Annotated in this window: 18 protein-coding genes; 13 read left to right on the forward strand and 5 right to left on the reverse strand. The window is 68.5% G+C overall.

Annotated elements, in window-relative coordinates:
* Nucleotides 1–45 precede the first annotated feature (45 nt).
* Nucleotides 46–435, forward strand: a complete 390-nt coding sequence (locus tag BM115_RS18505) for a hypothetical protein (RefSeq protein ID WP_092297204.1) — start codon at nt 46–48, stop codon at nt 433–435.
* A gap of 117 nt (nt 436–552) precedes the next feature.
* Nucleotides 553–1,767, forward strand: a complete 1,215-nt coding sequence (alaC, locus tag BM115_RS18510) for an alanine transaminase (RefSeq protein WP_092297207.1) — start codon at nt 553–555, stop codon at nt 1,765–1,767.
* A 9-nt stretch (nt 1,768–1,776) separates the two neighbouring features.
* Here alaC and BM115_RS18515 read toward each other — a convergent pair whose 3' ends face one another.
* Entirely contained in the window at nt 1,777–2,745 is a 969-nt protein-coding gene (locus BM115_RS18515; protein WP_092297210.1) for a Bug family tripartite tricarboxylate transporter substrate binding protein, read from the reverse strand.
* 134 nt (nt 2,746–2,879) lie between these two features.
* Nucleotides 2,880–3,791, reverse strand: coding sequence for a LysR family transcriptional regulator (locus BM115_RS18520; protein ID WP_092297444.1), 912 nt, complete (start codon nt 3,789–3,791; stop codon nt 2,880–2,882).
* Between the two features lie 386 nt (nt 3,792–4,177).
* Here BM115_RS18520 and BM115_RS18525 point away from each other — a divergent pair, with 386 nt between their 5' ends.
* Genes BM115_RS18525 through BM115_RS18535 form a run of 3 tightly spaced genes read left to right on the forward strand, consistent with a single transcriptional unit; the run spans nt 4,178 to nt 8,893 of the window.
* Nucleotides 4,178–5,533: an MmgE/PrpD family protein gene (locus BM115_RS18525; RefSeq protein ID WP_092297214.1), complete on the forward strand. Its 1,356-nt coding sequence runs from the start codon at nt 4,178–4,180 to the stop codon at nt 5,531–5,533.
* A 27-nt stretch (nt 5,534–5,560) separates the two neighbouring features.
* Nucleotides 5,561–7,699: an acetate--CoA ligase family protein gene (locus BM115_RS18530; RefSeq protein WP_092297217.1), complete on the forward strand. Its 2,139-nt coding sequence runs from the start codon at nt 5,561–5,563 to the stop codon at nt 7,697–7,699.
* 33 nt (nt 7,700–7,732) lie between these two features.
* A complete protein-coding gene (locus BM115_RS18535; RefSeq protein WP_092297219.1) occupies nt 7,733–8,893 on the forward strand; it encodes an acyl-CoA dehydrogenase family protein in 1,161 nt (386 codons plus the stop codon).
* Nucleotides 8,894–8,910: 17 nt separating this feature from the next.
* Here the strand turns inward: BM115_RS18535 and BM115_RS18540 are convergent, their stop codons facing one another.
* Nucleotides 8,911–9,813, reverse strand: a complete 903-nt coding sequence (locus BM115_RS18540; RefSeq protein WP_092297222.1) for a LysR family transcriptional regulator — start codon at nt 9,811–9,813, stop codon at nt 8,911–8,913.
* A 98-nt stretch (nt 9,814–9,911) separates the two neighbouring features.
* Here BM115_RS18540 and BM115_RS18545 point away from each other — a divergent pair, with 98 nt between their 5' ends.
* From BM115_RS18545 to BM115_RS18560, 4 genes are all read left to right on the forward strand, one after another.
* Entirely contained in the window at nt 9,912–10,931 is a 1,020-nt protein-coding gene (locus BM115_RS18545) for a Bug family tripartite tricarboxylate transporter substrate binding protein (protein ID WP_092297225.1), read from the forward strand.
* Nucleotides 10,932–10,955: 24 nt separating this feature from the next.
* The gene (locus BM115_RS18550) at nt 10,956–11,711 is read left to right on the forward strand and encodes a PIG-L deacetylase family protein (RefSeq protein ID WP_092297228.1); all 756 of its coding nucleotides are present in this window, start codon (nt 10,956–10,958) and stop codon (nt 11,709–11,711) included.
* Nucleotides 11,708–12,421 (forward strand): 4-carboxy-4-hydroxy-2-oxoadipate aldolase/oxaloacetate decarboxylase, encoded by a 714-nt coding sequence (locus BM115_RS18555; RefSeq protein WP_092297231.1) that lies wholly within the window; start codon nt 11,708–11,710, stop codon nt 12,419–12,421. The genes BM115_RS18550 and BM115_RS18555 overlap by 4 nt, the downstream gene beginning before the upstream one ends.
* 114 nt (nt 12,422–12,535) lie before the next feature.
* Nucleotides 12,536–13,477, forward strand: coding sequence for a LysR family transcriptional regulator (locus BM115_RS18560; protein ID WP_092297234.1), 942 nt, complete (start codon nt 12,536–12,538; stop codon nt 13,475–13,477).
* 8 nt (nt 13,478–13,485) lie between these two features.
* Here BM115_RS18560 and BM115_RS18565 read toward each other — a convergent pair whose 3' ends face one another.
* Together BM115_RS18565 and BM115_RS18570 are read right to left on the reverse strand one after the other, a co-directional pair.
* Entirely contained in the window at nt 13,486–13,884 is a 399-nt protein-coding gene (locus BM115_RS18565; protein ID WP_092297237.1) for a PIN domain-containing protein, read from the reverse strand.
* Nucleotides 13,881–14,114 (reverse strand): hypothetical protein, encoded by a 234-nt coding sequence (locus BM115_RS18570; protein ID WP_092297239.1) that lies wholly within the window; start codon nt 14,112–14,114, stop codon nt 13,881–13,883. The genes BM115_RS18565 and BM115_RS18570 overlap by 4 nt, the downstream gene beginning before the upstream one ends.
* 275 nt (nt 14,115–14,389) lie before the next feature.
* Here BM115_RS18570 and tcuA point away from each other — a divergent pair, with 275 nt between their 5' ends.
* The 4 genes from tcuA to BM115_RS18590 all read left to right on the forward strand — a co-directional run bounded on the left by tcuA (nt 14,390) and on the right by BM115_RS18590 (nt 18,910).
* Nucleotides 14,390–15,826 (forward strand): FAD-dependent tricarballylate dehydrogenase TcuA, encoded by a 1,437-nt coding sequence (gene tcuA, locus BM115_RS18575; protein WP_092297242.1) that lies wholly within the window; start codon nt 14,390–14,392, stop codon nt 15,824–15,826.
* Nucleotides 15,813–16,985 (forward strand): tricarballylate utilization 4Fe-4S protein TcuB, encoded by a 1,173-nt coding sequence (gene tcuB / locus BM115_RS18580; protein ID WP_092297245.1) that lies wholly within the window; start codon nt 15,813–15,815, stop codon nt 16,983–16,985. The genes tcuA and tcuB overlap by 14 nt, the downstream gene beginning before the upstream one ends.
* A 42-nt stretch (nt 16,986–17,027) precedes the next feature.
* Nucleotides 17,028–17,816, forward strand: a complete 789-nt coding sequence (locus BM115_RS18585; protein ID WP_092297248.1) for a class II aldolase/adducin family protein — start codon at nt 17,028–17,030, stop codon at nt 17,814–17,816.
* Nucleotides 17,817–17,932: 116 nt separating this feature from the next.
* Nucleotides 17,933–18,910: a Bug family tripartite tricarboxylate transporter substrate binding protein gene (locus BM115_RS18590; RefSeq protein ID WP_092297251.1), complete on the forward strand. Its 978-nt coding sequence runs from the start codon at nt 17,933–17,935 to the stop codon at nt 18,908–18,910.
* Nucleotides 18,911–18,937: the final 27 nt, after the last annotated feature.

Raw genomic sequence — 18,937 nt, forward strand, 5'->3', positions numbered from 1 at the left:
GGGCCTCGCCTACACTGGCGGCATGCCAACCGCCCGGGATGTGCCATGCCGCTGAAGCGCCCAACCTTGCTGTCGATTGCTGCTGTGGTGTCGATGACCGTGGCCGCCTGCGCCCCAGACGCCGTGCGCAATGTCGAAGCCAAGGGCTTCAACACCTATCTCGATACGGTGCAGAAGGCATGCGCCAATACGCGCCTCGGCTCGCACCCGCTGGGCGAGTGGCTGCGCAGCGGCGGCGACGACAGCGACAGCGACTACGTGTTCTGGCTCGACCAGACCTCGCGGCTCTACTACCAGCGCATCAGCGTGCCGCAGTACCGGAGTTCCATCGCCGGCGCCATGGGTGGCGACAAGGCCAACGCCGCCGCGCTCGACTGCATCGTCCGGCACCTGCCGGCGGATCGTCCCACCAAGGTGCCCGGCGGGCTGCTGTAGTAAAAAAGCCCGTTGTGCAAACGGGCAAGGCTGGATAAGATCGATTCCCGGTGGCCGAGACAACGGCCGCCGACGTCGCTCGGACGGTTCCGGGCGCTTACGTAAAGGACTCCCGCCATGACTGCCGATTCCGGCAAGCGCCGCTTTGCGCGCATCGATCGCCTTCCCCCGTACGTCTTCAACATCACCGCCGAGCTCAAGATGGCCGCCCGCCGCCGTGGCGAGGACATCGTCGACATGAGCATGGGCAACCCCGATGGCGCCACGCCGCCTCATATCGTGGCCAAGCTCGTGGATGCCGCGCAGCGGCCGGACACGCATGGCTATTCGGCCTCGAAGGGCATCCCCCGGCTGCGCCGCGCCATCTCGCACTGGTACCGCGAGCGCTATGACGTGGAGATCGATCCGGACAAGGAGGCGATCGTCACCATCGGCTCGAAGGAGGGCCTCGCCCACCTGATGCTGGCCACGCTGGACCGGGGCGACACCGTGCTGGTGCCGGACCCGAGCTACCCAATCCACATCTACGGCGCGGTGATCGCCGGCGCCGACATCCGCTCGGTGCCGCTGTCGCCCGGCATCGACTTCTTCGCCGAACTGGAACGCGCCATCCGGGGCAGTTATCCCAAGCCCAAGATGATCGTGCTGGGCTTCCCGTCGAACCCGACGGCGGCCTGCGTGGAGCTGGACTTCTTCGAGCGGGTGATCGCGCTGGCGCGCAAGCACGACATCTTCGTGGTCCACGACCTGGCCTACGCCGACATCGTGTTCGACGGCTGGAAGGCCCCGTCGATCATGCAGGTGCCGGGGGCGAAGGACATCGCGGTGGAGTTCTTCACGCTGTCCAAGAGCTACAACATGGCGGGGTGGCGCATCGGCTTCATGGTGGGCAACCCGGACCTCGTGGCCGCCTTGACGCGCATCAAGAGCTACCACGACTACGGCACCTTCACGCCGCTCCAGGTCGCGGCAATTGCCGCGCTGGAGGGCGACCAGCAATGCGTGAAGGACATCGCCGCCCAATACCAGTCCCGCCGCGACGTGCTGGCCAAGGGCCTGATCGAAGCCGGCTGGCCGGTGGAGATCCCCAAGGCGTCGATGTACATCTGGGCCCGCATCCCCGAACCCTACCGCGCGCTGGGCTCCCTCGAGTTCGCCAAGCAACTGCTGGCAAAGGCCAAGGTATCGGTATCGCCGGGCATCGGCTTCGGCGACTACGGCGACGAATACGTCCGCTTCGCCCTGATCGAGAATGAATCCCGCATCCGCCAGGCGGTGAGGGGCATCAAGTCGATGTTCCGGGCGGATGGGTTGGTTGGGGTGGGGGGGTAGCCCCGCCAATCAATCGATCCGCGCCCCCGACTGGATCACCACGGGCTTCCACTGTTCGTATTCCGCCAGCACGAATTTGCCGAAGGCTTCCGGGGCCAGTTGCATGGCCTCGGCGCCTTGCTGGGACATCTTCGTGCGCACTTCCGGCTTGTTCAGTGCATCGTTGACCGCCTTGTTGAGCGTGGCGACGATGGCCTTCGGGGTGCCCTTGGGGGCGAACAGCCCGAACCACGCACCGGTGACCAGGTTCGGCACGCCGGCTTCGGCCATGGTCGGGATCTCCGGCAGGGCGGCGGAGCGCTTGCGCGAGGTCACCGCCAGCGGACGCAGCGCGCCGCCGCGGATGTGCGAGATCACCGACGGAATCGTCGCGAACATGAACTGCACGCGGCCGGCCAGCAGGTCGTTCAGGGCATCGGCGCCTTTGTAAGGCACGTGAGTGGTCTTCACGCCGGTGCGTTCGTTGAACAGCACGCCAGAGAGGTGCGCCGCCGTACCCACCCCCGTCGAACTGAAATTCAGGGTGTTGGGGTGGGCCTTGGCGTAGGCCACCAGCTCCTGCATGGTCTTCACCGGCAGCGTGGGGCTGACCACGAGCACATTCGGCACGTCCGCGATGGGTGCCACGGCCGCGAGATCGGTCTGCGGATTGACCTTGAGCTTGCGGTAGAGCGTGGGATTGATCGCCACCGGGCCGACCGAGGTGGCCAGCAGCGTGTAGCCGTCCGGGTCGCTGCGGCCGACGTAGTCCGTGCCGATATTGCCGCCGGCGCCGGGCCGGTTCTCCACCACCACGCTCTGGCCGAGCGTCTGGCCAAGCTGCTGGGCGACTTCGCGCGCCAGGATGTCAGTGGTGCCGCCGGCGGTGAAGGCCACCACCATGCGCACCGGCTTGGACGGGTAGGGTTGCTGGGCGCCCGCCGTGGCGGCGCAGCACAGCAGCAGGCCGGCGGCCGTGCGCCGCAGGATCTTGTTCATGGCTGTCTCCGAATCGTGTCGTTATGTCAGCCATGTTAGGAAGCCGCCAGCCGCCAGCTTTGAAAAAAGAGCAACGCAGCGTTCTTTGCGCGCATGGCGGAAAACCCTGATCGGGCCGCCCGGGGGAATGCCCCCTACCTCGGTTTCTGGAAGTGCTGCTCCATCGCCGCGCACCGGCTCAGGTACTCCAGCAGCCGTCCCACGCCCGCCGGCAGGCAGTCCTTGTCGCGCACGCACACGTAGAAATCCCGCACCGCCCAGGCATCGTTCAGCGTCAGCAGGGACAGGCCCATCATCGCCAGATAGTTTCGGGCGATGCCCTCGGGCACCACGGCGATCCCGAGCCCCTCGCGCACCATGCGGCAGCGCGCCTCGAAGTTCGACACCTGCGTCTTCACGGTCAGCGGCCGGGAGATGGTGCCGGACACCAGCGTCAGGAAGGCATCGAAGGTATGCCGGGGGAAGTAGCCGAGAAAGTCGTAGTCGAGCGCCTCTTCCAGCAGCAGCGCGCCCTTGGCCTCCAGCGGATGCCCGCGCGGCACCACCAGCCCCACACGGTCCTTGCGGTACGGCAGCGAGTACACGCCGGGGCTGGGGCTGCGCGCGTGATAGATGCCGATGTCCACGTCGCCGTTGGAGACCATGCGCGGAATATCCATGCTGAAGGACTCCACCAGGTCGATGCGCGCCTCCGGGTCGTGCTTGAGATAGCCGCTGATGTCGGTCGGCAGGAACTGGAGCACTGTGGAACGGTTGGAGGCCAGGCGGATCTTGGCGATGCCGTCGGTGGAGTAGGCCGCCAGCGCATCCTGCGCGAGCTGCACGCTCCGCACGATGGCCTTGGCGCGCTGGTAGAGCATGGCGCCGGCCGGCGTGGGCTCCACGCCCCGGCCATGGCGGCGCAGCAGGGCGGTGCCGGCGCGGCGCTCCAGTTCGGCAATGCGCTTGCTGGCGGCGGAAGTGACGAGGTTCTCGCGCTCCGCGGCGCGCGAGAGGCTTTTTTCCTCGACGGCGGCGATCAGGATGGCGAGCGAGGGGATATCCATGTCCATGGGCGCGGGCGTTCTCCAGACGGAAAGGGTTCCGGGGCGCGCGGCCGGGCGGCGGATCTGGCGATGCGGGTTTTCCCGGAATCGCACGGCATCGGCGCACGGCGCGCCTGCGGAGTATGCACCGGCCCCGCACGCCCCGGAATACACGGCGCGGCGCGGGAGCGTTCTCCAAATGTCAAAGCTCGCGCCGGCGGCGTCCCTACCATGTGAGGCATTGAGGCGCCCCGCTTTTCTCCCCTCTCCCGCTTGCGGGAGAGGGGCCGGGGGAGAGGGCAGGAGCGGAATGCGCGGTATCGCATCGACGATACGCCGTCCCTCTCCCCCGACCCCTCTCCCAGAGGGAGAGGGGAGAAAGGCGCCCCGGAACAAGGAGACAACACATGCTGATAGACGAATTCGCCGCCTACGTGAGCCGTGCCGCCACGGCGGAGCTGCCCGCTCCGGTGCTGCATCATGCACGCCGCGCGGTCATCGACTGGTTCGCCGCGCTGCTGGCTGGCGTACCGATGGCGCCGGGGCAGCCGCTGGTGCGGGCCCACAGCGCGGAACTGGGCGTGGGCGCGTCCACGGTGGTCGGCCACGCCACCACGGCGTTTCCGGCGCTGGCGGCGTGGATCAATGGCAGCGCGTCCCACGCGGCCGAATTCGACGACATTTTCCGCGATGCCGTCTATCACCCGGGCTGCCCGACCATCGCGGCGGCGCTGGCCCTGGCCGAGCAGGCCGACGCCAGCGGCACCGATTTCCTGCGCGCCGTGATCGCCGGCTACGAGGTCTCCACGCGCATCGGCGCCGCGATCCAGCCGGCGCACTATCGCTACTTCCACACCACCGGCACGGTGGGTTGCCTGGGCGCGGCGGCGGCCGGCGCGCTGCTGGCGGCGCCGGGCGATGCACGCGTGGCCGCCGACGCCATGGCCACCGCCACGACGTTCGCCTCCGGCCTCCAGCAGGCGTTCCGCTCCGATGCCATGACCAAGGCGCTCCACGCCGGCCACGCCGCGCAGGTGGGCGTGCAGGCAGCCCAGGCCGCCGCGCATGGTGTGAACGGCGTGCACGACATCCTTGAGGGCGACGCCGGTTTTGGCGCCGCGCTGTGCGGCAAGCCCGACTGGCGCGACGTTACCGCCGGCCTCGGCACCGACTTCAATATCACGCGGATCACCCAGAAGAACCACGGCTGCTGCGGCCACACCTTCGCCGCCATCGATGCCGCGATGCAGATCGTGCGCGACCACGGGCTCGATCCGGCTCGCATCGCCGCCGTACGCGTGGCGACCTACCAGGTGGCGCTCGACGTCACCGGCAATTTCCAGCCGACCACCGCCTTCGAGGCCCGCTTCAGCCTGCCCTACGTGGTGGCGCACGGGCTCTTGCACGGCGCCGTGCGGCTCGATGCCTTCCAGCCCCAGCGCATGGCCGACCCCGCCATCCGCGCGCTGATGGCCCGCATCACGCTGACCGCCGACGCCGACCTGACCGCCGCCTTCCCGCGCCAGCGCGCCGCGCGCGTGGAGATCGAGATGGCCGATGGGAGCCGGTACACCCACTTCGCCCCGTACCGCCGGGGCGACCCCGAGGCGCCGCTCGACGACGCCATGCTGACCGACAAATTCATGGAACTCGGCGCGCCCGTGATCGGCGCCGGCCCCGCCGCACGCCTGCTCGACGCGCTCTGGCAACTCGGCGACCGCCCGGTGCGGGCGCTCGGCCTCGGCCAGCTGCGCGCCGGCTGACCCGCAACCCTACAGACAGATACCGATATGACGAGAGTGGACGAACACGTGGCGCCGGACGCGACGGTGACCGGCAGCGCGCTGGCCCGGGCGCTGTTCACGCCAGCCGCCGTGGCGCTGGTGGGCGCCTCGGCCGACGAGAGCAAGAACACCGCCCGGCCGCTGCGCTTCATGCGCAAGCACGGCTATTCGGGCCGCATCTTCCCGATCAACGCGGGCCGCACCGAGGTGATGGGCCTGCCCGCCTACCCGAGCGTGGCCGCGCTGCCGGAGACCATCGACCATGCCTTTGTGATGGTGCCGGGCCGCCACGTGCCCGAGGTGCTGGAGCAATGCGCCGCGCGCGGCGCCAGCGTGGTGACGGTGTTTTCCGATGGCTTTGCCGAACTGGGCGAGGCCGGCATGGCCGCCCAGCAGGCGCTGGCACTGCGCGCCCGGGAGCTGGGCGTGCGGCTGCTCGGCCCGAACAGCATCGGCGTGGTGGACGTGCACAGCGGCGCCATCCTGTCCGTGAACGCCGTGCTGGAGACCGACACCCTGCACGCGGGCGGCATCAGCGTGATTTCGCAGAGCGGGTCGATGCTGGGCGCGCTGCTGTCGCGCGGCGCGGCGCGCGGGCTGGGCTTCGCCAAGCTGGTGTCGGTGGGCAACGAGGCGGACATCGGCGTGGGCGAACTGGTCGACCTGATGGTCGATGACAGCGCCACCGAGGTGATCCTGCTGTTCCTGGAGACTATCCGCGACGCCGCCGTGCTCGGCCCGGCCCTGCGCCGCGCCCGCGCCGCCGGCAAGCCGGTGCTGGTCTACAAGCTGGGCCGCTCCGCGCAGGGCGAGGCGCTGGCGCAGTCCCACACCGGCGCGCTGGCTGGCAACGACGCCGCCGTGGATGCCTTCCTGCGCAAGCACGGCGCGATGCGCGTGGAGATGCTGGAGACGCTGTTCGAGGCCGCACCGCTGGCGCGCCGCTACGCCAGCGCCATCCCGCCGCTGGACCGCAATCCGCGTATCGCGGTGGTCACCACCACGGGCGGCGGCGCGGCCACGGTGGTGGACCGGCTCGGCCTGGCCGATGTGGAGGCCGTGGCGCCGCCCACGGCGTTCATCGAACACATGGCCGCGCGCGGCCTGAAGATCCGCCAGACGCCGATTCTCGACCTGACGCTGGCCGCCTCGCCGGCGCAGTACCGCGACCTCGTGGAGCAGATGCTCCAGAGTGACTGGTGCGATGCGGTGCTGTGCGTGGCGGGTTCGTCGGCGCAGTTCCACCCGGCGTACGCGGTGCGGCCGATCGTCGAGGCCTCCGCGGTGCAGGGCAAGCCGCTGCTGGCCTTCCTGGCCCCGGAGGCCGGACAGTCGCTGACGCTGTTGCAGGAAGCCGGCGTGCCGGCGTTCCGCACGCCCGAATCCTGCGCGGACGCCCTGGCCTGCCTGTTCCGCGCCGCACGCACGCCGCTGGACGCTGGCACGCCGCCCGAGCCCGTGGCGTGGCCCGCTAGCTTGCCGACGCATGGCGACCTGTCCGAGTTCGAAGCCGCCGCCGCGTTTGGCGAACTGGGCGTGCCGATCGCCCCGATGGCGCTGGTGCAGCCCAACGCGCTGCAACACGCGGTGCCGTACCCGGTGGTTGCCAAGATCTGCTCGCGCGACATCCTGCACAAGACCGAAATCGGCGGCGTGGAAGTGGGCGTGCGGGACAACGAGGAACTGGCCCGCGCGGCGGCGCGGCTGGTCGACAACGCCGGGCGGGGCGCCCCCGCCGCGCGGCTGGACGGCATTCTGGTCCAGCGCATGGAACACCGGCTGCTGGAACTGATGCTCGGCTATCGGCACGACCCGCTGGTCGGCCCGATGGTCATGCTGAGCGCGGGCGGCATCACGGCGGAATTGCACCGGGACGTGAGCCTGCGGCCGGCGCCGGTCAGCCTTGAAGAAGCCCGCGACATGATCGGCGAGGTGCGTTCCACACGCCTGATCCGTGGCTTCCGGGGCCTGCCCCGCGGCGATGTGGATGCGCTGGCGCGCGCCATCGTCGATTTCTCGCGGCTGGCAGTGGTGCAGGGCGTGCGCATCGACGAAGCCGAGATCAACCCCTTGTTCGTGCGCGCCGAGGGCGTGGTCGGTGTCGACTGCGTGCTGCGGCTCAGCGCCACGCCAGATGCGTCGTAATCATCACAAATTTCTAAAATTCGGAGACTGAACATGAATTTCACACTCACCCCGGAACAGCAGGAGTTTCAGGACGCCGTCAGCCGCTTCGCCGAGAAGGAACTGCGCCCCGGCGCCCACCAGCGCGCCCATACCGATGCCTACCCCTGGGACGTGGCGAAGAAGATGGCCGCGCAGGGCCTGCTCGGCATCACCATTGCCGAGGCCGACGGCGGGCAGGGTGGCACGCTGATGGACGCCATCATCGCCATCCAGGCCGTGGCGGCGCACTGCCCGCGCAGTGCCGACGTGATCCAGGCCGGCAACTTCGGCGCGATCCGCGTGCTGGCCGAGTACGGCTCGGCGGTGCAGAAGGCCAAGTGGCTGGCCCCGCTGCTGGAAGGTAGCGCGCTGATTTCGGTGGGCATGACCGAGCCGGAGGCCGGCTCCGCCGTGACCGAGCTGAAGACGAGCGCCACGCCGGACGGCGCGGGCTTCCGCATCAACGGCAGCAAGGTCTTCACCACACACGGCCCCCATGCGGACGTGATCCTGGCCTACGTGCGCTTCGGCCCGGGCGTGGGCGGCATCGGCTCGGTGCTGATCGACACCAAGGCGCAGGGCGTACGCATCGGCCAGCGCTCGAAGTTCATGTCGGGCGAGGAGTGGGCACAGATCTATTTCGACGATGTGTACGTGGCGCCCGAGGACGTGCTGCTGGGCGAGGGCGGCTTCAAGAAGCAGATTGCCGGCTTCAACGTGGAGCGGATGGGGAACACGGCGCGCTCGCTGGCGCTGGGCCGCTATGCCTACGAGGAAGCGCGCCAGTGGGCCATGCAGCGCAAGCAGTTCGGACGCCTGCTGTGCGAGTTCCAGGGCCTGCAATGGAAGTTCGCCGAGATGAAGATGAAGCTCGACGCCGGCCAGCTGCTGCTCTACCGTGCCGCCGCCAATGCCGACAGCGGCATCCCGTCCGCCGAGGAAACCGCGATTGCCAAGGCGTTCTGCAACCAGGCTGGCTTCGACATCGCCAATGAGGCCATCCAGGTGATGGGCGGCATGGGCTACAGCCAGGAAGCGCTGGTGGAGTACTGCCAGCGCCGCTGCCGCGGCTGGATGATCGCCGGCGGGTCGATCGAGATCCTCAAGAACCGCATCGCCGAATCGGTGTTCGAGCGGACGTTCTCGCAGCGGCCCGAGAAGGCACGGGCCTGATCGCTTCGTCCGTTCGATCAGAAATAGCCGATAAACCGCGCCATGATTGGCGACAGGGCGCCGGCGCGGTGGGCCATCAGGACCCGGCTGCCGGCGTCCGGGCCGGCCAGCGGCAGGTAGGCCACGCCGGGAATGCCGGTGCGCGCGTAGATCTCGGGCAGCACCGACACCCCGGCGCCGCTGGCCACCAGCCCGATGATGGTCGTGGCCTCGCGCGCCTCCTGCGCGACGTTGGGCGCGTAGCCGGCCCGGTTGCACAGCGTGGTCACATGGTCGAACAGCCCGCAGCCCAGCCCGCGCGGGAATAGCAGGAAGCGCTCGGCGGATAGCTCGGCGATGTCGATACCTGCCGCGCCATCCCGGTCATCGCTCCCTTCGCGCGCCAGCGCATGGCTGACCGGCAGTACGGCCACGAGGCGGTCTGCCAGCACCTCCCGCACCGTGATGCTGGCCGGTGGCCGAAACTGTGGCGACGGCCGCAGGAAGCCGATATCGATCTCGCCCTGCTCAAGCTGCTGCAGTTGCTGCCCGGTCGACATATGCACCAACTGGAGGGTGGCGTTGCAGTGTGCCTCGCGGAACTGATGCACGGCGCGCGGAAAGACGTCATGCATCGGCACGGATGCCGTGAATCCCACCCGAATCTCCCCGGCATCGCCCGATGCCACCTGCTTCACCACCTCGCGCGCCTGATCCAGCGTGGCCAGCGCATCGCGGGCCTTGTCCAGGAACAGCGCCCCGGCGGGCGTCAGCGCCACGTGATGGCGGGAGCGTTCGAGCAGCGCACTGCCCAATTCCTCCTCCAAAGCCTTGATCTGGATGCTGAGTGGCGGCTGGCTCACATGCAGCTTGCGGGCGGCTTCACTGAAGCTCAACGCCTCGGCGACGGCCACGAAATATCGGAGTTGGCGAAAGTCCATGATTCGAAATCGAAATAACAAGCCATCTGAAAACATATTGGACAGTATCACGACGGCTGCACAGAATGGGCGCACTTAAAAGAAACCTGGAGAAGACAATGCGCGGGTCCGCTCGTCGTCGTGTTTCGCAGGGCGCGCGCCGCCCGTTCTTGATCAACTCGCTCGCCACGCTGCTGGCCGCCACCCTTGGCCTGGCCGTCTCGGCCCCGCAGGCCGCCGAGGCGTATCCGGACAAGCCCATCCGTCTGGTCGTGCCGTACGCCGCTGGCGGCGCGGTGGACATCGTGGCGCGCGCCGTCGGCCAGAAGATGAGCCAGGCGCTCAAGCAGCCGATCATCGTCGACAACCGCCCGGGCGCCAGCACCAATATCGGCCTGGACATCGTCGCCAAGTCGCCGGCTGACGGCTACACGATCATGATGGCGTCCAACAGCCTCGCCACCAATTCGGCGCTGTTCGCCAAGCTGTCCTTCAACCCCGCCACCGACTTCGCGCCCGTGGCGCGCGTGGGCGAGGCCTCGCTGGTCGTGGTGGTGCCCGCCAAGTCGAAGATCGACTCGCTGAAGACCCTCGTCGCCCAGGCCAAGGCCCAGCCCGGCAAGCTGGCGTACGCGTCCGCCGGCAACGGCAGTTCCGGCCATCTGGCCGGCGAAATGCTCAAGGACACCGCCGGCATCGACGTGCTGCACGTGCCGTACAAGGGTGGCGCCCCCGCCATCACCGACCTGCTCGGCGAACGGATCACCTTTATGCCGATCAACCCGCTCGAGGTCATCACCCATATCCACGCCGGCACGCTGCGCCCGCTGGCCGTGGCCAGCGCCAAGCGTTCGGCCCTGCTGCCGGACGTGCCGACCTCGCGCGAGGAAGGGTTGCCCAACTTCACCGCTTCGGTCTGGTGGGGCCTCGTGGCGCCCGCCAAGACGCCGCCCGCGATCATCAAGCAGCTCAATGCCGCCGCCAACACCGCGCTGGCCGACGCCGACGTGCGCAAGCAGCTCACCCAACTGGGCGTGACCATCCTGCCCGGCACGCCGGAAGCCTTCGGCCAGTTCGTGCGCACCGAAACCACGACCTGGGCGGGCGTTATCCGCAAGGCCGGTATCACGGCCGACTGAGTCTCACCCTGACTGGTATTAGGTATGTCCCAAAACACTGCTCCTTCCACTGCCACGGCCGCGGCTACCCAGCCGTCCATCCTGGTTGTCAGCGCCCACGCGGCTGACTTCGTCTGGCGCGCCGGCGGCGCCATCGCGCTCTACGCCGAGCGCGGCTACCACGTGCGCATCGTCTGCCTGTCGTTCGGCGAGCGCGGCGAATCGGCCAAGATGTGGCGCCAGCCGGGCATGACGATGGACCGCGTGAAGGCCGCCCGTCACGAAGAGGCCCAGCGCGCCGCCGAGATCCTCGGTGGCACGCTGGAGTGCTTCGACCTCGGCGACTATCCCATGCGGGTGCCCGACGAGGCGCTGCTCCGTCTGGCCGATATCTATCGCGACATCCGTCCCGAACTGGTGATGAGCCACTCGCGCGAAGACATCTACAACTTCGACCATCCGCTCGCCACACATGTGGCGCAAGAGGCGCGTGTGATTGCCCAGGCCCACGGCTACAAGCCCGAAGTGCCGGTGATCGGCGCGCCGCCGGTGTTCCTGTTCGAGCCGCACCAGCCCGAGCAGTGCAACTGGAAGCCGGACGTGCTGCTGGACATCTCCTCTGTCTGGGAGAAGAAGCAGCGCGCGTTCACGACCATGGCCGCGCAGGAGCACCTGTGGGAGTACTACACCAGGGTGGCGCTCCAGCGCGGGGCGCAGGCCACGCGGAATTCCGATCGCAAGGTGCAGTACGGCGAAGGCTATGCACGCGTGTTTCCCCAAGTTTCGGAGGTGCTGGCATGAAGACGATTGCCTACCGCAATATCCTGCGCGCGGCACCCGCCGCGATCGAGTCGCTCGGCAAGCTGGGCGTGGCCACGGTGCATGAGGCGCAGCGCCGCACCGGCCTGATGAAGCCGTACCTGCGGCCGATCCAGTCCGGCACGGCGATCTCCGGCAGCGCCGTGACCGCGCTGATGCACCCCGGCGACAACTGGATGATCCACGTGGCCGTGGAAATGATCCAGCCGGGCGACGTGCTGGTGGTGGCCCTGACCAGCGACTGCACCGATGGCCTGTTCGGCGACCTGCTGGCCACGTCGCTGAAGGCACGCGGCGCGCGCGGCCTGATCATCGACGGCGGCGTGCGCGATGTCAGCACCCTCAACGCGATGGGCTTCCCGGTCTGGTCCCGCGCCGTGCACGCGCAGGGCGCCGTGAAGGAAACCGTGGGTGCCGTGAACGTGCCGGTGGTCTGCGCCGGCGCCACTGTGCGGCCGGGCGACGTGATCGTGGCGGACGACGACGGCGTGGTCGTGGTGGCGCGCCCGCAGGCGCAGGACATCGCGCAAAAGGCGGCCGAGCGCGAGGCGCTGGAGCTGTCCAAGCGCGACAAACTCGCCTCCGGCGTACTCGGCGTGGACATGTACAACATGCGCCCGGCCCTCGCGGCCAAGGGTCTGGTCTACCTCGACCAGACCGTGGACTGGTACAGCGGCGCCGACGAAGCCTGACGGCGCCCGGGGTGCCCGCGCCACGCGCGGCCCCCGTACATCTGGTATAAGACCCCGGAACAACAGGTCGAATCCCGCCGGCGCGGCAGGGATCCGCGAGAACGGGGGAGACCGATGGAACTGCGCCAGCTTCAGTATTTCGTCCGGGTGGTCGAGCTTGGCAGCATGAGCCGTGCCGCGCTCGAGCTGGACATGGTGCAGTCGGCCGTCAGCCAGCAGATCAGCCGGCTCGAAGGCGAGCTTTCCACCCGGCTGTTGCGCCGAACGCCGCAGGGCGTGACCCCCACCGAGGCCGGCCTGGCCTTTTTCCACGAAGCCCAGCTGACGCTGCGCCATGCCGAGCAGGCGCGGCGCGCGGCCCATCACGCGCGCCTTTCCGGCACCGTGAGCGTGGGGCTGGCGCCGACCACGGCGTCGGTGATCGGCGTGCCGCTGATCCGCGCCATGCGGGAGCGTTACCCCGATGTGCGCCTGCATATCGTCGAAAGCCTGTCCGGCCACCTGACCGCCATGCTCAACGCCCGCCAGCTCGACCTCGCGGTGCTTTTCGACACGCATGCCGCCCGGCGCTGGACCGTGCTGCCGCTGCTGGAGGAGACGCTGTTCCTGATCCAGTCCCGGCAGGCGCTGCCCCAGGGCAAGGCGGAGCCGCCCACCCAGCTTGGCATGGCGGACCTTGCCGAGGTGCCATTGATCATGCCGACCGGCGTGCACGGCCTGCGCAGCACGCTGGACGCCGCGTTCGCCCGCGCCAAGGTGGCGCCGCGCGTGATCCAGGAGGTGGACTCGCTGGCGATGCTGATGTCCGCCGTGGACATGGGCTTCGGCGCCACGCTCCAGCCCTGGGCGGCGGTAGGACGGTACCCGGACGCCGCCACGCGCTTCCACCTCGCCCAGATCGACGACCCGAGCGTGGGCCGGCGCAACCTGCTGTGCAGCCTGTCCGACGACGAACTGTCGCCCGCCGCCCTGGCGCTGCGGGTGGTGCTGGCCGACACCGCCCGCGGACTGGTGAAGTCCGGGGGGTGGAGAGGGGCGCGGTTGATCGAGGGGTGACATGCGGCTCAGTCTGGAACGCGGCGGAAGCCAGGCACGCGTGACGCGCGCCTGTCGAACGTGTAGATGAATCTGCATCTCATGCTCTGGCAGCTTTCCAGAATGACGCAATCGCCGAAGTCGATGCCTGTCTTCCCGTAGCGGACCATGGCACGGCATACGGTTGCGTACGATTCCAGGACGATCCAGTGGGATTCGAGGAAGGCCACCAGCACGCGCGTGATGCGCTTGCGGGTGAAGGCGTATCGCTTCTTGAGCACCCAGACGAGTTCAACGAGGGCGGCCAGCGGCACAAAACCGCGGCACCCACTGGAAAACGATGCGATCACGCGGCTGGCGTGTCGAGCCTGAGGGGTATCGTCTTGCGTGAAGTGCCGGACTAGCACACAAGTGTCGAGTTCTATCATTGGCGCTCCTCCGCAGCATATCTCTGCAACACCTTTTCCAGCCGCGCCTCAATGTCCGCGATTTCCTCGGGGCTCAGCGGCCCGTCGTCCGGGTCGTCCTCGTACGGCCCATTGAGTTTCCGGAGCACCGATTCAACAATGGCGTCGCCGATGGCATCGTCTATTTCCTCAATCGTCAAGGGTTTGGGCGGCTCGGGAAGGGTGGCCGGGTCGGTGGGATGTTCGTTCATGGTCTTGGACTCCAAAAGTCGGGGAAGCGGGCACCTGGAAGGTGCCGCCAACGCAACTTTCCCCCACCGCGAGCCCCTTGCCTATGAGACAGCTCTGAAATTTCCCCGGACCCGCCCGGAACTTCCCCGGACCCCCATCACAAATCGTGATACCCCCATGCCCGTCAAGGGGTTAGCAGCGGTCCGGCGGGCGGATACAGTCCGGCTCAGACTCCCGAAGCCATAGAAAAAGTCGTGTCCAACCCCACTCAAACACCCCGCGAGGGCGCCCGGCCATGATCGACGTCCTTGTGATTGGCGGCGGCAACGCTGCCCTGTGCGCCGCGCTGATGGCCCGCGAGGCCGGCGCCAGCGTGATGCTGCTCGAATCCGCCCCGCGCGAATGGCGCGGCGGCAACTCCCAGCACACCCGTAACCTGCGTTGCATGCATGACGCGCCGCAAGACGTGCTGATCGATGCCTACCCCGAGGAGGAGTACTGGCAGGATCTGCTCAAGGTCACCGGCGGGCTGACCGACGAGCGGCTGGCCCGGATGGCCATCCGGGCCTCGTCGAACTGCCGTGACTGGATGCGCAGCCATGGCGTCCACTTCCAGCCGCCGCTCTCGGGCGCGCTGCACGTGGCGCGCACCAATGCCTTCTTCATGGGCGGGGGCAAGGCCCTTGTCAACGCCTACTACCGCAGCGCCGAGCAGCTCGGCGTGCAGATCCGCTACAACGCGCCGGTCGATGCCATCGAGCTGGATGGCGGCCGCTTCGTGGCGGCGCGCATCGGCGCCGAGCGGATCGAGGCCCGCGCCTGCGTGCTGGCCGCCGGCGGCTTCGAGTCGAACCGCGAATGGCTGCGCGAGGCCTGGGGCCAGAACGAGCGCGGCGAATGGCCGGCGGACAACTTCCTGATCCGTGGTACGCGCTTCAACATGGGTGTGCTGCTGAAATACATGATCGAGGCGGGCGCGGATGCCATCGGCGATCCGTCCCAGTCGCACTGCGTGGCCATCGACGCCCGCGCGCCGCTCTACGACGGCGGCATCTGCACGCGGATCGACTGCGTGTCCCTGGGCGTGGTGCTGAACGCCAATGCCGAGCGCTTCTACGACGAAGGCGAGGACTTCTGGCCCAAGCGCTATGCGATCTGGGGCCGGCTGGTGGCCCAGCAGCCGCAGCAGATCGGCTACTCGATCATCGACGCCAAGGCCGTGGGCCGCTTCATGCCGCCAGTGTTCCCGGGCGTGAAGGCCGACACGCTGCCGGAACTCGCGCGCAAGCTCGGCCTCGACGAAGCCACCTTCATGCGCACGATCAACGACTACAACGCCGCCTGCCGCGTGGGCAAGTTCGACCACACCGTGCTCGACGACTGCCACACCGAGGGCGTGACCCCGTCCAAGACCCACTGGGCCCGCCCGCTGGATACCGCGCCGTTCTACGGCTACGCGCTGCGCCCCGGCATCACCTTCACCTACCTGGGTTTGAAGGTGAACGAGGATTCGGCCGTGCATTTCGGCGGCCAGCCCAGCGACAACCTGTTCGTGGCCGGCGAGATGATGGCCGGCAACGTGCTCGGCAAGGGCTATACGGCCGGCGTGGGGATGGCCATCGGCACGGCGTTCGGCCGCATCGCCGGCACGCAGGCAGCCAAGGCGGCACTCGCCCCGGCAAAGGGCCAACGCGCCCGTGCATCACAGGAATTCGACCATGCAACATCTTGAAGCGCTGACGCGCGAGGCGGCGGCGCTGGCACAGGGCGTGCTGCCGCTGACCGCCGACGAGGGCGAAGTCGCCCGGACCCTGCAGATCTGCAACGCCTGCCGCTATTGCGAGGGCTTCTGCGCCGTGTTCCCGGCCATGACGCGCCGGCTGGAATTCCCGAAGGCGGACATCCACTACCTGGCCAACCTCTGCCACAACTGCGGCGCCTGCTACCACGCCTGCCAGTACGCGCCGCCGCACGAGTTCGCGGTGAACATCCCCCAGGCGATGGCCAAGGTGCGCGTGCAGACCTATGGCGACTACGCGTTCCCGGCTGCGCTGGGCGGGCTGTACCGCCGCGCCGGCCTGACCACGGCGCTGGCGCTGTCCGGCGGGCTGGCGCTGTTCCTGCTGATGGTGCTCGCCATGCGCGGCAGCCTGCTGCATGCACCGCTGGCCGGCAATTTCTACGCGATCTTCCCGCACAACCTGCTGGCGGCGATGTTCGGCGTGGTGTTCCTGTTCGCGATCGGCGCGCTGGGCGTGGGTGTCACGCGCTTCTGGCGGCAGGTCTCGCCGGGCACGCGGCCGGGCGAGTCACGCGGTTCGGCTGTTGGCGGCGCCGCGCACGACGCGCTGCGGCTCAAGTACCTCGACGGCGGTCATGGCCAGGGCTGCAACAATGCCGACGATGCCTTCACGCTGGCGCGCCGCCGCTTCCACCATTTCACGTTCTACGGCTTCATGCTGTGCTTCGCCGCCACCACGGTGGCCACGCTGTACCACTACCTGCTGGACTACCACGCGCCGTACCCGGTGACGAGCCTGCCGGTGCTGCTGGGCATCGCGGGCGGCATCGGGCTGCTGGTCGGCCCGGCCGGCCTGCTGTGGCTGAACCTGCGCCGCGACCCCAACACGGGCGATGCCAGCCAGCGCCCGATGGACCGTGGCTTCATCGCGCTGCTGTTCCTGACCAGCGCCAGCGGCCTGGCGCTGCTGGCCTGGCGCGACACGTCCGCCATGGCCGCGCTGCTGGCCGTGCACCTGGGCATCGTGATGGCGCTGTTCCTGACGCTGCCGTACGGCAAGTTCGCCCACGGCATCTTCCGCAGCGCGGCATTGCTGAAGTGGAATATCGAGAAGCGTCGGCCTAGCGATCTCGCGCTCGGCGCAGACTGACAAGCTCGCACAGAATCCAACCATCCCCAAAGGAGACTCATCATGACAAAGCCCGGTGTGCTGAACATTCCGTCGATGCGCGGCCAGTGCAGCGAGGCGGAGTGGCAGGCCCGCGTGGACCTGGCCGCCTGCTACCGCCTCGTGGAGTTGTATGGCATGGCAGACATGATGGCCAACCATATCTCCGTCCGCGTGCCGGACGAGGAGAACGCCTTCCTGATCAACGCCTACGGCATGATGTACGAGGAGATCACCGCGTCCAGCCTGATCAAGGTGGACCACGACGGCAAGATCCTCGCCAAGCCGGACTTCGGCGACCTCGGCTACGGCATCAACAAGGCCGGCTACGTGATCCACAGCGCCGTCCACCACGCGCGCCCGGAAGTGGCGTGCGTCATCCACACCCATAGCTGGGCATCGATGGCCATCTCCTCGCTCGACTGCGGGCTGCTGCCGATCACCCAGACCGCCATGCGCTTCCTGAAGATCGGCTATCACGAGTACCAGGGCGTGGTGCTGGACACCGCCGAGCAGGAATCGCTGATTGCCGACCTGGGCACGGGTGAGGCGCTGATCCTGCGCAACCACGGCGCGATGACCGTGGGCAACACCGTGGGCGAAGCCTTCAACTGGATGCACCGCCTGGAGCTGGCCTGCCGCTCGCAGGTGGCCGCGATGTCGTGCAGCACGCCGCTGCGCGATGTGCCGGCAGACGTGCTGCAGGAAACCTGGAACAACTACCAGCCCGGCACGCGCCGTCCGTACGGCGTGATGGAATGGCCGGCGCTGCTGCGCAAGCTCGATCGCCTGGACCCCAGCTACCGCGACTAAGACGTAAATCAGACGGCGGCGGAGTCCCCCAGGGGCCGCATGGAACGGGATTGCAGGGCGGCCTCGCCTTGAACGATGAATCAGGTCAGAAGAAAGCCCTGAACGGAGTGAGATGTATGAAACGCAGAACCCTGCTGGCGCAAATGCTTGCGCTCGGCGTCGCCCCCTATGTCATGTCGGCCCGCGCGCAAGGCGGCCTGCCCAACAAGCCGATCACGCTGGTCGTGCCGTTCGCCCCGGGCGGCAACCTGGACGTGGTGGCCCGCGCCATCGCCCCGGCGCTGGAGCAGAGCCTCGGCCGCAACGTCATCGTCGATAACCGGCCCGGCGCTGGCGGCGTGATCGGCGCGACGGCGGTCTCCCGCGCCGAGCCGGACGGCAGCACGCTGCTGGTGACCACGCCCAACGCCATCGTGGTGCTGCCGAAGATGACGCGCACCAGCTTCAAGCTGGCCAGCTTCAGCCCGGTGGGGCTGGTGTCCACCACGGCGCTGGTGATCGTGGTGAAGGGCAACGACACGCGTTTCAAGGACATCGGCGCGCTGCTGGCCCACGCGCGTGCCAACCCCGGCAAGACCACCACCGGCCACGCCGGCCCCGGCACCACCAACCACATGGCCACGCTCCAGCTCGAGGACGCCGCCAGGATCCAGTTGAACGAGGTGCCCTACAAGGGCTCCGCGCCGGCGCTGATCGACCTCATGGGCGGCCAGATCGACATGGTGGTGGACCAGCTCACCAGCTCGGCACCGCATATCCAGTCCGGCGCCCTGCGTGCGCTGGCCGTGATGTCGCGCGAGCGCGATGCCGCGCTGCCGAAGGTGCCCACGCTGCGCGAATCCGGGCTGGCCAACTTCGAGGCGACCACGGCCACGGGCCTGCTGGCCCCGGCCGGCACGCCGGCAGCGGTCATCGAGACGCTGAACAGCGCGCTGCGCAAGGTGCTGGCCGAAGGCGCCGTCAAGAGCCGGCTGCTGACCGTGGGCAGCGTGGCGCAGGCCTCGTCGCCGCAGGAACTGCTGGCCTCGCTGCAACGCGAGGATGCCCGCGCGCAGACGCTGGCCGCCGCCGGTCGCCTGAAGGCCCCGGAATAACGCCGAACGTATCGACCGGACGCCATC

The organism is Cupriavidus sp. OV096 (assembly GCF_900115455.1).
Classification (GTDB): Bacteria; Pseudomonadota; Gammaproteobacteria; order Burkholderiales; family Burkholderiaceae; genus Cupriavidus.

Excerpts from the sequence above, each read along its gene's own strand:
- tcuA (WP_092297242.1), top strand. The coding sequence starts at position 14,390 with ATGATCGACGTCCTTGTGATTGGCGGCGGCAACGCTGCCCTGTGCGCC.
- BM115_RS18565 (WP_092297237.1), bottom strand. The coding sequence starts at position 13,884 with ATGATAGAACTCGACACTTGTGTGCTAGTCCGGCACTTCACGCAAGAC.
- BM115_RS18525 (WP_092297214.1), top strand. The coding sequence starts at position 4,178 with ATGCTGATAGACGAATTCGCCGCCTACGTGAGCCGTGCCGCCACGGCG.
- BM115_RS18545 (WP_092297225.1), top strand. The coding sequence starts at position 9,912 with ATGCGCGGGTCCGCTCGTCGTCGTGTTTCGCAGGGCGCGCGCCGCCCG.
- BM115_RS18540 (WP_092297222.1), bottom strand. The coding sequence starts at position 9,813 with ATGGACTTTCGCCAACTCCGATATTTCGTGGCCGTCGCCGAGGCGTTG.
- tcuB (WP_092297245.1), top strand. The coding sequence starts at position 15,813 with ATGCAACATCTTGAAGCGCTGACGCGCGAGGCGGCGGCGCTGGCACAG.
- BM115_RS18560 (WP_092297234.1), top strand. The coding sequence starts at position 12,536 with ATGGAACTGCGCCAGCTTCAGTATTTCGTCCGGGTGGTCGAGCTTGGC.
- BM115_RS18520 (WP_092297444.1), bottom strand. The coding sequence starts at position 3,791 with ATGGATATCCCCTCGCTCGCCATCCTGATCGCCGCCGTCGAGGAAAAA.
- BM115_RS18530 (WP_092297217.1), top strand. The coding sequence starts at position 5,561 with ATGACGAGAGTGGACGAACACGTGGCGCCGGACGCGACGGTGACCGGC.
- BM115_RS18550 (WP_092297228.1), top strand. The coding sequence starts at position 10,956 with ATGTCCCAAAACACTGCTCCTTCCACTGCCACGGCCGCGGCTACCCAG.
- BM115_RS18535 (WP_092297219.1), top strand. The coding sequence starts at position 7,733 with ATGAATTTCACACTCACCCCGGAACAGCAGGAGTTTCAGGACGCCGTC.
- BM115_RS18590 (WP_092297251.1), top strand. The coding sequence starts at position 17,933 with ATGAAACGCAGAACCCTGCTGGCGCAAATGCTTGCGCTCGGCGTCGCC.
- BM115_RS18555 (WP_092297231.1), top strand. The coding sequence starts at position 11,708 with ATGAAGACGATTGCCTACCGCAATATCCTGCGCGCGGCACCCGCCGCG.
- BM115_RS18505 (WP_092297204.1), top strand. The coding sequence starts at position 46 with ATGCCGCTGAAGCGCCCAACCTTGCTGTCGATTGCTGCTGTGGTGTCG.
- BM115_RS18585 (WP_092297248.1), top strand. The coding sequence starts at position 17,028 with ATGACAAAGCCCGGTGTGCTGAACATTCCGTCGATGCGCGGCCAGTGC.
- alaC (WP_092297207.1), top strand. The coding sequence starts at position 553 with ATGACTGCCGATTCCGGCAAGCGCCGCTTTGCGCGCATCGATCGCCTT.
- BM115_RS18515 (WP_092297210.1), bottom strand. The coding sequence starts at position 2,745 with ATGAACAAGATCCTGCGGCGCACGGCCGCCGGCCTGCTGCTGTGCTGC.
- BM115_RS18570 (WP_092297239.1), bottom strand. The coding sequence starts at position 14,114 with ATGAACGAACATCCCACCGACCCGGCCACCCTTCCCGAGCCGCCCAAA.